General features: G+C 49.0%; 19 protein-coding genes and 1 pseudogene. 17 read left to right on the top strand and 3 right to left on the bottom strand.

Annotated features, from left to right (window positions below; all coding sequences use genetic code 11):
• Positions 1-146: 146 nt before the first annotated feature.
• The 3 genes from ACWEF2_RS31160 to ACWEF2_RS31150 all read right to left on the bottom strand — a co-directional run bounded on the left by ACWEF2_RS31160 (position 147) and on the right by ACWEF2_RS31150 (position 2,173).
• Positions 147-542 (bottom strand): hypothetical protein, encoded by a 396-nt coding sequence (locus tag ACWEF2_RS31160; RefSeq protein WP_403018705.1) that lies wholly within the window; start codon positions 540-542, stop codon positions 147-149.
• A gap of 145 nt (positions 543-687) precedes the next feature.
• Complete coding sequence (locus tag ACWEF2_RS31155) at positions 688-1,131, bottom strand: hypothetical protein (RefSeq protein ID WP_350590795.1); 444 nt, start codon at positions 1,129-1,131, stop codon at positions 688-690.
• A 289-nt stretch (positions 1,132-1,420) separates the two neighbouring features.
• A complete protein-coding gene (locus tag ACWEF2_RS31150) occupies positions 1,421-2,173 on the bottom strand; it encodes a LexA family transcriptional regulator (RefSeq protein WP_274756369.1) in 753 nt (250 codons plus the stop codon).
• A gap of 34 nt (positions 2,174-2,207) precedes the next feature.
• Here ACWEF2_RS31150 and ACWEF2_RS31145 point away from each other — a divergent pair, with 34 nt between their 5' ends.
• From ACWEF2_RS31145 to rz1, 17 genes and pseudogenes are all read left to right on the top strand, one after another.
• Positions 2,208-2,438, top strand: a complete 231-nt coding sequence (locus tag ACWEF2_RS31145; RefSeq protein ID WP_274756370.1) for a helix-turn-helix domain-containing protein — start codon at positions 2,208-2,210, stop codon at positions 2,436-2,438.
• 136 nt (positions 2,439-2,574) lie between these two features.
• A complete protein-coding gene (locus tag ACWEF2_RS31140) occupies positions 2,575-2,853 on the top strand; it encodes a CII family transcriptional regulator (protein WP_350590796.1) in 279 nt (92 codons plus the stop codon).
• Positions 2,854-3,038: 185 nt separating this feature from the next.
• A complete protein-coding gene (locus ACWEF2_RS31135; protein ID WP_403018702.1) occupies positions 3,039-3,929 on the top strand; it encodes a replication protein in 891 nt (296 codons plus the stop codon).
• Positions 3,929-5,266, top strand: a complete 1,338-nt coding sequence (locus ACWEF2_RS31130) for a replicative DNA helicase (RefSeq protein ID WP_350590798.1) — start codon at positions 3,929-3,931, stop codon at positions 5,264-5,266. Before ACWEF2_RS31135 ends, ACWEF2_RS31130 begins: the two co-directional genes overlap by 1 nt.
• A gap of 23 nt (positions 5,267-5,289) precedes the next feature.
• Positions 5,290-5,547: a hypothetical protein gene (locus ACWEF2_RS31125; RefSeq protein ID WP_350590799.1), complete on the top strand. Its 258-nt coding sequence runs from the start codon at positions 5,290-5,292 to the stop codon at positions 5,545-5,547.
• A 190-nt stretch (positions 5,548-5,737) separates the two neighbouring features.
• The gene (locus ACWEF2_RS31120; protein WP_350590801.1) at positions 5,738-6,175 is read left to right on the top strand and encodes a recombination protein NinB; all 438 of its coding nucleotides are present in this window, start codon (positions 5,738-5,740) and stop codon (positions 6,173-6,175) included.
• Positions 6,172-6,342, top strand: coding sequence for a NinE family protein (locus ACWEF2_RS31115; RefSeq protein ID WP_350590802.1), 171 nt, complete (start codon positions 6,172-6,174; stop codon positions 6,340-6,342). The genes ACWEF2_RS31120 and ACWEF2_RS31115 overlap by 4 nt, the downstream gene beginning before the upstream one ends.
• The gene (locus ACWEF2_RS31110) at positions 6,339-6,716 is read left to right on the top strand and encodes a phage protein NinX family protein (RefSeq protein ID WP_350590803.1); all 378 of its coding nucleotides are present in this window, start codon (positions 6,339-6,341) and stop codon (positions 6,714-6,716) included. Before ACWEF2_RS31115 ends, ACWEF2_RS31110 begins: the two co-directional genes overlap by 4 nt.
• A gap of 350 nt (positions 6,717-7,066) precedes the next feature.
• On the top strand, positions 7,067-7,219 hold the full coding sequence (locus ACWEF2_RS31105) for a protein NinF (RefSeq protein ID WP_357591159.1): 153 nt from the start codon (positions 7,067-7,069) through the stop codon (positions 7,217-7,219).
• Positions 7,197-7,478, top strand: coding sequence for a hypothetical protein (locus ACWEF2_RS31100; RefSeq protein WP_359739626.1), 282 nt, complete (start codon positions 7,197-7,199; stop codon positions 7,476-7,478). The genes ACWEF2_RS31105 and ACWEF2_RS31100 overlap by 23 nt, the downstream gene beginning before the upstream one ends.
• The gene (locus ACWEF2_RS31095) at positions 7,462-8,043 is read left to right on the top strand and encodes a recombination protein NinG (RefSeq protein ID WP_350590804.1); all 582 of its coding nucleotides are present in this window, start codon (positions 7,462-7,464) and stop codon (positions 8,041-8,043) included. The genes ACWEF2_RS31100 and ACWEF2_RS31095 overlap by 17 nt, the downstream gene beginning before the upstream one ends.
• Before the next feature lie 187 nt (positions 8,044-8,230).
• Positions 8,231-8,722 (top strand): antiterminator Q family protein, encoded by a 492-nt coding sequence (locus tag ACWEF2_RS31090; RefSeq protein WP_350590805.1) that lies wholly within the window; start codon positions 8,231-8,233, stop codon positions 8,720-8,722.
• Between the two features lie 171 nt (positions 8,723-8,893).
• A complete protein-coding gene (locus ACWEF2_RS31085; protein WP_042784831.1) occupies positions 8,894-9,220 on the top strand; it encodes a hypothetical protein in 327 nt (108 codons plus the stop codon).
• Positions 9,217-9,549: a phage holin, lambda family gene (locus ACWEF2_RS31080; protein ID WP_004940112.1), complete on the top strand. Its 333-nt coding sequence runs from the start codon at positions 9,217-9,219 to the stop codon at positions 9,547-9,549. The genes ACWEF2_RS31085 and ACWEF2_RS31080 overlap by 4 nt, the downstream gene beginning before the upstream one ends.
• Positions 9,533-9,967, top strand: a complete 435-nt coding sequence (locus tag ACWEF2_RS31075) for a lysozyme (protein WP_350591974.1) — start codon at positions 9,533-9,535, stop codon at positions 9,965-9,967. Before ACWEF2_RS31080 ends, ACWEF2_RS31075 begins: the two co-directional genes overlap by 17 nt.
• A pseudogene (locus ACWEF2_RS31070) lies at positions 9,892-10,284 on the top strand (lysis system i-spanin subunit Rz); the annotation flags it as partial. The gene ACWEF2_RS31075 and the pseudogene ACWEF2_RS31070, both read left to right, overlap by 76 nt.
• On the top strand, positions 10,175-10,396 hold a 222-nt coding region (gene rz1 / locus ACWEF2_RS31065), incomplete at its 3' end, for a lysis system o-spanin lipoprotein Rz1 (RefSeq protein WP_453819828.1). The pseudogene ACWEF2_RS31070 and the gene rz1, both read left to right, overlap by 110 nt.

The following is a 10,396-nucleotide window of genomic DNA, read 5'->3' as shown; positions in this document are numbered from 1 at the left end:
CTGTTGATTGATAGGTATTCATTGCTGAACCAACTCGTAAATTGGCTTAGCGATGGGCAAAAAAATGGCCGCACAATGGCGGCCTAAATGGTGTCGAGGCTTCTCTAAACATCATCAAGCTCACTGTGTAATGAGCTTTGTGATGGTCAGTTACCTAACGCTTTTTTGATTGCTTGCTCTGCCATTACATGAATCCTGTCGTATTCCTTCACGCTTTTAGGCGAGAGGAAACCGCCTTCAGGCTTTGTTGTATCCCACAGTCTTCCATAGAGGCGGCTGAACTCATGAAGAGCATCAAGAAGCTCTGGCGCTGCGGCGATAAGCTTTGCGTTAGCATCTCCTGAAACGTTCTCACAGACATTGCAATATGATTTCCACCCAAACCCTTTCTCTAGTGATCCGGCCTGAATTACTTTCAATTCATTATCATCTTTCATCAATTCCCACGGCCCGTGAGTTCCTTTAAATCCACTCATCACGTTCTCTCCATCAATCCAATAACCACGCCACACCAGAAGAGGGCGCATGAAACCAACATCCAAAACCAAACCTTTCCTCTGAAGCTCATGCTGACCTCGACTTTTAGGCGTAAAAAAAAGCCGCTAGGCGGCTTTGTTCGATGCCGTCTTAATGGCAGCGTGCAATATAGTTATGTAATAAAAAACCCCGAATTTCGGGGCTTAGTAGTTACTTACTAGGGTTATAATCCATCATTCCTTTTGATATCGTTGACAACCTTGTTCTGATGGTTGGAGTATCTAATCCATGCCTAATATCTTCATTCAGTGAAGATATCTCTCCAGACCAACTTTCAATCATCGACCTAAACTGCCTGGCTCTGCTGACTTGTCGTTTTCTACTGCTTTCAAGCTCAATAACCTTCTGCTTTGCCTCTATTTGCGCCTTACCCATTCCAGCCGATATGGCCTCAATGGCTGCTAGCTTCATTTCTGCCTTTATCAATGGATGGAAATTGTCTGTGCCATAAAAAACTACCTCATCCAATGATTGGAAAATGAGTAGGCATTCTGTTTTCTGCTTAGCGCGCTCGTCATAGCATGTAACCTCAACAGCGGGCGTGTATCCGAATTGCTTTACCCTCATAGCTGTATACGTCATATTACTTTTCACCAGAATTCTCCTTGTGATTAGACCTACTTTAATCTATCAGTAAGTTTCTTTCGTGGTAACTAGCACCCGAAAGTAACTTAGCTTGTGAGCAGCATTGCCGTTCATCCTGAACCCGCCGCGCTCCCGACGCATGGTTTACTGTCGCGCCGTTCGACTGATCTCTGCGTGTTTCGCTTCGATGGATTTATAATGTACTGAAAGTTCATTAATGTAAAGTACCATAAGTACATATTTCGGGTAAAAAAAGCCCATCATGTCATAACATAATGAACTTTAAGGTAATTTATTTTTATCCGAACCGACGATAATCTATCGATTGACGGAGTAGTACTTTCGCTACGACATGAAGCTGGTCTTCATCAGCTTCTTCGATATGCCATCTCTCGTAGACTGGGTTGTCAGATATGACAACTAATCTATCTTTCTGCATTTGAAGCCGCTTTACATGGAGGGTTTTGCCGTAAACGAAAACATAAATTCCATCAGCATCAAAGTGGTTAACAGACACATCAACGAAGATCTCATCGCCAGGATTGATCGTTCCTTCCATGCTGTCACCGCTTACGGTAATGACCTTTATATTATTCTGCGGTCTGCCATTGAACAGAGTCCTGGCATGCTCAGTCGTATACTCAATGGCCCTTACCCTCTCAACGAACTCGTTGTAAATCATAATCCCTGGACCGGCACTAGCTTGAACGTCTAATACATCGACTCTATAAGAGTCTGATACCTTATTGGCATGGTTTGGTGTAATTCCATCCTCTGATGCATACCCATGCAGGTAAGCAGCAGTAGTTCCAAGTACTGAAGCGAGCAACTCCATCTTATCCTTTCGTGGAAGCGACTCACCATTAAACCACTTGCTCACAGCCTTGGGCGTAAGCTTCATTCTGGCAGCGAGATCAGCCTGCCTGCCATGTTGTGGTAATCCCGCCTTATCACAGGCTAGCGCAAGCCTTTGCGAGAATTTTTCGCGCTCATTTAGTTGAACCATAAGTTCAACTATATCTGTGCTTGACTGTACTATCAGTTCCGTCATAATATGAACTATAAGTTCACCACTGGAGATGCAAATGAACGAAATCACGTTTGGACACGTCATTAAATCCGTTCGTGTATCTGTTGTGGCTGAGGTTTGCGGACTTACGCCCAAGGCCATTTATAAATGGATAGAGCGTGGTTCTCTGCCGCGTACCGAGTTTACAGGAGAAACCGAGTACGCGGATAAGATCGCCAAAGCATCAGGCGGCAAGTATTCAGCAGCACAGATTCGCCGTATCGGTAAGCAGCAATTAGTCATGTAAATAAAATGTACTTTTAGTACCGAACGGCCCGGTATATGGTCGGGTGCCCGGCGTGGTCAATGGATGACTGTCAATGGTGCACGATAAAACAATTATTTACGCATTAACTATCTAAACCACAAAGGAAGTATTACGCATGGAAACTGCAAGCACACGCAAGACGGCGATGAAGATTCACTCGTCGCTTCTGAACAAAATCGCAGCAATGGGTCAGCGCAAGTTTGCTGATGCTATGGGAGTTAATGAGTCACAGGTTAGCCGGTGGAAATCAGGCTTGCTGGAGACTATGAGCATGGCGCTTGCTGTCCTGAACTATGGGATAGCAGACGAAGAAATGGCGGAGTTGGCTAAGCGCCTGGCTGGATATCTGTCACCAAAAGAAAACGCCCCGGAAGTTGCAGCTTTCGAGGCGTGATAGTGATGTTTGGAGATAACCACTGGAGGAAATTATGGCAAAAAATCGCCGAATTTACAAGACAGAAGAGGAACGACGGCATCCTGATTCACCGGAAGGAATCGTTGTTGCAGCCGCCAATAACCGGAGCTTTGCTGCTCGGTTCATTGGTGAATATCGGATTGCACTGGCAGGGGTGAAGAAGAATGGGTGTCGTTAGAAAATTATCCGACTACCGTAAACCTCATCAAGAGGTCATGGAGCAACGCGTGGCTGATACCGATGATGGGTATACCCGCATAGCTAACGAGCTGCTAGAAGCCATCCTGAGAGCGAATTTAACCGCTCGCCAGCTCAAGATTGCGTTTGCGATTATCCGTAAGACATATGGATTCGGAAAGAAAACAGACCGGATCACAAACACACAAATTGCCAGCATGACCGGCATCCATCACACCCATGTTTGCACCGCAAAAAACGAGATGATCATGATGAACATCATTGTAACCAGCGGAACGCAAATCGGGATAAACAAGATAGTTTCTGACTGGAATTGCGACATTAGCCAAGTCAGCGAAACATTAGCCAAGTCGGCTAATAAAAGTTTAGCTACTTCAGCTAATGGGCATTCGCCAACTCAGCTAAACACAAAAGAAACTATTCAAAAGAAAGAAAGAAACACTACCCAAACCCACGCAGTGGGGTTGTCTTTGGAAGAAAAATTAACCCCACGGCAGAAGGGCACCAATCCGCGAGCCAAAGGAACAAATCCTCGCTCTGCAATGCCAGCTTTCGATCGTGAAAGACTGCGCGACACCTGGAACTCCAAAGCCGATAAGCATGGGCTCCCAAAAATTCGCAATGTATCGACCACAGTCGAGAGTGGATTGAAGCGCCTCTGGCAGTCCTACCTGAAGCAGTGCAAGGAGATTGGCAGCCAGCCAACAGAGATCAACACGTTCCTGAATGGCTATCTCGCCCATGGCTACACGCCAACGAAGTGGGCTTGTGGCGACAATCCAGAAGGCAAGCGATACGGCATTGAGACCGCACTTCGCCAAGAGAAGATTGACGAAATTCTTTCCCGGGAGGACTGATGGAAAGCTACGAGTTTGAAGAGCAGTTGGTCGGCTCAATGATGATCAAGGGCGACCATATCGACTGCCGGGAAGTCGCCGGGAAGTTACCTGCAGAAGCCTTTGAAAATTTTCACCTACGCCAGATGTATCAAGTAATCGTCACCCTCCTGAATCAGGCCGAACCAATCGACCAGTTCACCGTTCAAGATAGCCTTTCCGATTCAAGCAAGGACTTAGTATTGAGCGTGGCGGCGCGATGCAAGTCTGCAGCTAACATCCGGGCCTGGGCAAAACGTGTCCGTCAATGCTGGATGATACGCAAAGGAATTAGCGACCTGCAGCAAGCAATCTCAATCCTGCAAAGCGTAGGTGCTCATGATATCAACGAGCGAACTGCAGAAGTGGCTAGCGTTCTGTCAAAGGTGCAATTCGAGACCAACGACAAGCTTCCTCGCCGCATCGGTGATTTGCTGCCTGACTACATGGACGTTCTTGAGAAGCGAATGCAGGGCGCTGATTCCGGGATGTACCTGAAAACGGGAATCGACCCGCTGGATGATGAGTATGGCGGATTCGACCGCACAGACTTAATCATCATCGCTGGCCGCCCTGGCATGGGCAAGACGGAGCTGGCAATCAACATTGCTAACTCGATTGGTCGGCAGAAGGGTAAAGGTTTGTTGGTGTCGATGGAGATGTCTGACATGCAGGTGGTAGAGCGTCATGTCGCGGATCGCGCAGGATTATCTATCAGCACGCTACGCAACCCGTTGAACATGATTCAAGAGCAATACACGAAGCTCACCGGCGCTACCGGCACGCTAATGGACGAAAACAACTACGTCATCGATGGAGCATTCACTGTTGATGCGGCAATCGCGCATGCAGAGCGGATGAACATGGACGGCGGATTAAGCTTCCTAGCCATCGACTACCTCGGACTTATCACAAAGCCAAAAGCAGAGCGCAACGACATCGCCATCGGCGAAATGACGCGCAAGCTGAAGCAGTTCTGTCTGCGTAGTAAGGTTCCCGTAATTCTCTTGGCGCAGCTTAACCGCGGCCCGGAAAACCGTGCAGACAAACGGCCAAGCATGGCAGACCTGAAGGACTCAAGCTCAATTGAGCAGGATGCAGACGTGATTATCTTCCCGTACCGCGACGAGGTTTACGATGAGCATAGCAACATGAAAGGCATTGCTGAAATCATCATTGGGAAATATCGCTCAGGCCAGCCAAAGACGTTTTATATGGGCTGGAAGAATGGTCATTTCGTCAACATCGATCAGGATGAAGCGGCGATGCGCTATGCGCAGAACGAACAACAAGCCAAAGAAGCATCAGGTTGGCGCTGACCTGCCAAGCAAAGGAGATAACCATGGATAAGCTACGCGAAGAGTTTGAAGAGTGGTTCAACAAACAAATGGTATTGCACATCAGCGCATCCAATGAGATCGCAGTTAGTTTGATGTGGAAGGCATGGCGGGCCAGCCGAGCAGGCATCTTGGTTGAGCTTCCAGACACTGACAATTATTGGAATGGCACAAGTGGCAACGAGATTTTCAACCACCGCCAGTTTGCGGCTGATTCCTGCGACGCGCTGCGTGATATCGGCCTATCAATCAAAGGGGAGTGATGATGAGTAACGAACCAAAATTTCCTGAACTTCCCGTAGAACTTCAGGTTGCATTGGTAAATGCCGCAACCGCGATGGCGACGACAAAAATTAGCGCATTAGGCAGCAAGTACAATCAGAGCTTTAATTTCTTCGATCGCGAGTACAAGTTGATTTGCGACTCGCTCTACAAAGAGAATCGGGGGAGATAATGGCTAAACAGGTCTTCTACCTAAGAAGCCCACAGATACGCCAGAACCTGAAAAACTTCATCGACAGCCTCCCGCTAAATCCAGACAAACCCCTCGCAGTAACCATCCAAGAGCCAACCAGAAGCCTAGACCAGAACGCAAAGCTCTGGGCAACCCTGCGCGACATCAGCGAGCAGGTCGTTTGGTATGGAAGAAAGATGAGCTCTGAGAGCTGGAAGTGTGTTTTCACCGCTGCGCTGAAGAAGCAAGAAACGGTTCCTGGCATAGACGGCGGCTTTGTCGTTCTGGGGCAATCAACAAGCAAGATGACTGTCGGCGAGATGCGCGACTTAATCGAGCTTATAAACGCGTTTGGTGCTGAGCATGGCGTCAAGTTCAGCGATGAATCCCGGCTCACTATCGAGTGGGCTAATCGATATGGAGACAAAGCCGCATGACACAGCGAAGTCCAACGCAAATCATAATGGATAACCTGATATTCAAGACTGACCACCGCAAGACCAGAAAGCCCCGCACCAAACCCGAGTTAACCCCAACATTCAATTGCACCGCGACCTTAGCCGATAGCATGTGGCTGCGTCGTCGCGCACGGAGAAAGCCATGACTGATTACAGCAAGATGAGTGATTTTGAGATTAATAAAGCAGTTGCTGAGCAACTGTACAAAGACAAGCCTTCATTGATTGTGCAGCGCGACGTGCCAAGTCGGCCGGCGGTTACAGTATTCTGCGACATTGGTGATGGAGAAATAGTTTCTATCCTATGTGCTGATTACTGCAACAACCCGGCAGACGCATGGCCGATTATCACTGAAAACAACATATCTTTGATTTTTGATAACCCATCATCCGTAATGGCGACCAGCAATTGTGTTGGATGGCACTCCGACGAGGAGCCGCCAATCCATTCATCAAGCAATAACCCACTCCGCGCCGCCATGATTGTCTTCCTCATGATGAAGGATGCCGAAAAATGCTAATCCTCATCACGGTAGCAATCTTATCCGCCTGCGCTTACTGCTTCATCGCTGGCCGCAGCTTCGAGTTCTTCTGCAAATATGAGCCAACCCTATCAACCACAAAGATGCTGCTGCTCAGTCTTGCATGGCCGGGTAATGCCGTTCTGTTTCTGCTGATGAGGTGCGTGCGATGACCAATAAGCCACATAAATTCGATACCAACATCGTAATCATTTTTCACCTACTGCGAAGAAAGCGCAAAGCCAAGGCGCGCCAAACTAAATGCTATGTGGTTTCGGATTGCGGTATGAAATTCCACAAATCTACAGGGCGAATGGTTGGTGGCAATCCAGTCTCATTTCGATTTGTTAATGGGGCAGATCATGGCTGAAATGTTATGCGCTGATTGCGGTAAGGAGCTGCAAGCCGAAGAGGTGTATGTATGCGAGTCCTGCGACCAAGAGCAACGCAAGTTTATCGAATCTGTGATGGGAGGGGGTGATGAAGCCAGTAATTCGGTTTGAAAAAGGGTTGTGGTACTGCATGACTCCGCCAGAAATGCGCGGGATTAATCTTGGGGTTGGCGAAACACCAAAAACCGCATGGAAAAATTGGTTTGAGCAAACTCGTATCAATGCAGCAAGGATAATGACTGATGCCGCGATATTTCCACATGCCAGATTGCGCCGCAGATCACTGCTGGCTAGGGATTGCATGGGGCTTATCGAGCATGACAGATATCTAAATAGAATGGATGGAGGCGCAAATGAAAAAAGGCGCTAAGCCGACGAAGCCAAAAACCTGCCGACAATGCAAAGCCAAGTTCACCCCTCGCAATACCCTTCAAATCGTCTGTAGTCCATCCTGTGCAATCCAACACGCAAAGCAGCAATCAGAGCGCAAGCAAAAGCAATCTGAGGCATCTGCACGCCGTGAGTGGAACAAGCGCAAGGCTGACGCGAAGCCATTGAGTCATTGGATTGCTATGACACAACGAGCCTTCAACGACTACATCCGAGCCAGGGATGAGGGAAGTGGCTGCATTAGCTGCGGCAGTACAACGGCAACGGAATATCACGCTGGTCACTTCAGAACGACAGCGGCGGCCGGTCAGCTCAGGTTCAACGAAGATAACTGCCATCTGCAGTGCGCATCCTGCAATGTCCATCACTCCGGTGCAATCACTCAATACCGAATCAATCTCATCACGAAAATCGGCGCTGAGCGAGTCATGGTGCTTGAAAGCGACAACAACCCACACCGATACACCCGCGAAGAGTTAGACGCGATTAGAGCGCGTTACAGAGCGAAATTGCGGGAAATGAAAAAACTCCAGGAGGCAGCCTGATGTTCACAAGCATACCTGCAGCAATCGAAGAGGCGAGATTCCTCCGCGCGCTAACCGGCAGATGTCATGGAGTGGTTCAGCGTCCCGGCGGAAACATGGTCGTTAGGGTAATCGACCGGCGAGGCATGCATACGTTGTTCACCACAAAACAAGACCGCCACGGAACGGTTAAGACGGAGGGCATATCGTGAACATCAGTAAATTTGAGTTGGACGATGAGCAGCATCAGTGGGTTAATGGCTGGCTTGAGCTGTGGGGCGCATGGGTTTACTCAGGCCGACTCGAGCGACGCATGAGCAACATGATCGCCAAGTTCATGGAAAGCGTAGAGCCAAGCAAAAATCCAAGCAGGCCGATGTGCAATGACGATGACGGAATGTTGATTTCTCAGGTCGTAGATTCCGTCATGTTTATCGACAAGAAAGCCTTTGGCATCCTGCTCAGCTACTACGCTCATGGTTCTTCTAAGCGAGCCATTGCATCTTACTATCACGCGACCGCAAAGCCCCGCAAGATTAACCGAGGTCGATTGGGGGAGGGGTGGCGAAAGCCGTCAGAGGAAACATGCCGCAAAGAAGTGGCTGAAATCCTCAAAGCGAGCTTGTTTATGCTCTATGCGCCGATGGTAAATGCGTTCAACAGTCGTAAACGTGTAGAGAAAATTAAGCATGTTGCATAGATAATGCTTGACTTTGTTTTACCTATTTACCCATAATAACAGGGTATGGTGTGACAAGTGTGTACATAGTCTGCCAACCCAATTTCAAAGGCTGCCTCAGGGCGGCCTTTTTTCATTTGTGGGCCTTACAAATGGCCTTTGACTACAGCATAGCAATGTAAGGAACCCACCATGCTCAAATTACCTGAGCTCGTCAGGGCTGGTTTCGTGAGTTCGTCTCCTTGGTTGCTGGGCTTAATTCTCCTTTCTTATCTCGCTGCAGAGGTTAATTCGAGGATTAACTCGGCGGCCTACGCGTACCCGCGATCTGTCGTTTCATATGGCCTCGCAAGCGCAAAGACCGATGATGAAGTTATCTCCACCGTTGAACTGTGGAAGAAGGATGCATGGGGGGCTCAAATCGGCGCTCTCCGCGTTCTCTGTGATAACGACCGTGCATTCGTTGACTCGCTCGGCGGGGAGAGTGTAGGGGCTAGAGTATGCAGGATCGTCAAATGAATGAACGTGACCCTGGATTCTGGGCCGACGTTCTGAACGGCCTTAAAAACGCATGGCCGCAAATTCTTGGTTCAATGATGGCCGGGTTAATTTGCTATGGCCGATTAATTTACGATGGTGTAGAGCGAAAGAATCGCTGGATTGAGGGCGTCCTATGTGGCGCCCTTTCTCTTTGCATCTCCAGTGCACTGGATGTGTTCGGATTGCCGGTAAGCATGTCTCCTTTCATTGGTGGCATGGTTGGCTTCATCGGTGTCGAAAAGCTCCGCAATATCGCCATCAGCGCTATCAGCAAGCGAGTAGGTGCTAGTGATGAAAATCAGCAATAACGGTATCGACTTCCTGAAGCGCCAAGAGGGTGAAAAACTCGCTGCCTACAAAGACACGCGCGGGATTCTCACGATCGGTGTCGGTCATACTGGGTTGGTTGATGGTAAACCTGTTGCAATTGGAATGACTATCTCGAAAGAGAAATCATCCGACCTACTGCGCTTTGACCTGCAGTGGACTGAGCGAGCTATCAATTCGGCGAATGTCGAGCTGAACCAGAACCAATACGACGCATTATGCAGTCTTGTGTTCAACATCGGCGCATCAGCATTCAATGGCTCGACACTGCTCCGCAAGCTTAAGGCTGGCGATTATGCTGGTGCTGCAGATCAGTTCCTGGCATGGAAACGAGCAGGCAACGATCAGGATATTCTTCTTCCTCGCAGGCAGCGGGAACGTGCGCTGTTTATGTCATGACCTGGCCGCTTAAGCACTGGCAAGCTGCAATCGTCGCATTAGTGCTTGGACTCCTGGCTTACTTCGCCATTAGCAACCAAGCGCTACGTCATGACAAAGAAGCACTGCAGAAAGAAAAGCAGCAGCTATCTGGCCAGCTCGAGTGGCAGAACAAAACACAGAAAGCCGTTGCAGCTATCGATCTGCAGAGAACGCAGGAGCTTGAAGATGCGAAAAGCAAGATTGCTGATTTGCAGCGTGATGTTGCCACTGGTGCTCGCAAGCTGCGCATCTCCGCCTCATGCCAATCCGCCAAGCCCTCCGGCGTGGATGATGATGCCAGCCCCAGACTTACTGACTCCGCTCAACGGGATTATTTCACCCTCAGGACCGGCGTGCGCTCGTGGATGCGCACCCCCAGCGAGAGGCACGCCTGGCGGAGCCCCCAGG

This window comes from Streptosporangium sp. NPDC004631 (genome assembly GCF_053601935.1).
The sequence above is the reverse complement of the archived record's forward strand: the minus strand, read 5'-3'. Positions and strand labels throughout refer to the sequence as shown.

Coding starts and splice junctions, on each gene's coding strand:
- ACWEF2_RS31095 (WP_350590804.1), top strand. CDS start 7,462: ATGAAAAAAGGCGCTAAGCCGACGAAGCCAAAAACCTGCCGACAATGC.
- ACWEF2_RS31130 (WP_350590798.1), top strand. CDS start 3,929: ATGGAAAGCTACGAGTTTGAAGAGCAGTTGGTCGGCTCAATGATGATC.
- ACWEF2_RS31085 (WP_042784831.1), top strand. CDS start 8,894: ATGCTCAAATTACCTGAGCTCGTCAGGGCTGGTTTCGTGAGTTCGTCT.
- ACWEF2_RS31140 (WP_350590796.1), top strand. CDS start 2,575: ATGGAAACTGCAAGCACACGCAAGACGGCGATGAAGATTCACTCGTCG.
- ACWEF2_RS31100 (WP_359739626.1), top strand. CDS start 7,197: ATGAAGCCAGTAATTCGGTTTGAAAAAGGGTTGTGGTACTGCATGACT.
- ACWEF2_RS31125 (WP_350590799.1), top strand. CDS start 5,290: ATGGATAAGCTACGCGAAGAGTTTGAAGAGTGGTTCAACAAACAAATG.
- ACWEF2_RS31115 (WP_350590802.1), top strand. CDS start 6,172: ATGACACAGCGAAGTCCAACGCAAATCATAATGGATAACCTGATATTC.
- ACWEF2_RS31080 (WP_004940112.1), top strand. CDS start 9,217: ATGAATGAACGTGACCCTGGATTCTGGGCCGACGTTCTGAACGGCCTT.
- ACWEF2_RS31145 (WP_274756370.1), top strand. CDS start 2,208: ATGAACGAAATCACGTTTGGACACGTCATTAAATCCGTTCGTGTATCT.
- ACWEF2_RS31105 (WP_357591159.1), top strand. CDS start 7,067: ATGGGGCAGATCATGGCTGAAATGTTATGCGCTGATTGCGGTAAGGAG.
- ACWEF2_RS31075 (WP_350591974.1), top strand. CDS start 9,533: ATGAAAATCAGCAATAACGGTATCGACTTCCTGAAGCGCCAAGAGGGT.
- ACWEF2_RS31150 (WP_274756369.1), bottom strand. CDS start 2,173: ATGACGGAACTGATAGTACAGTCAAGCACAGATATAGTTGAACTTATG.
- ACWEF2_RS31120 (WP_350590801.1), top strand. CDS start 5,738: ATGGCTAAACAGGTCTTCTACCTAAGAAGCCCACAGATACGCCAGAAC.
- ACWEF2_RS31135 (WP_403018702.1), top strand. CDS start 3,039: ATGGGTGTCGTTAGAAAATTATCCGACTACCGTAAACCTCATCAAGAG.
- ACWEF2_RS31110 (WP_350590803.1), top strand. CDS start 6,339: ATGACTGATTACAGCAAGATGAGTGATTTTGAGATTAATAAAGCAGTT.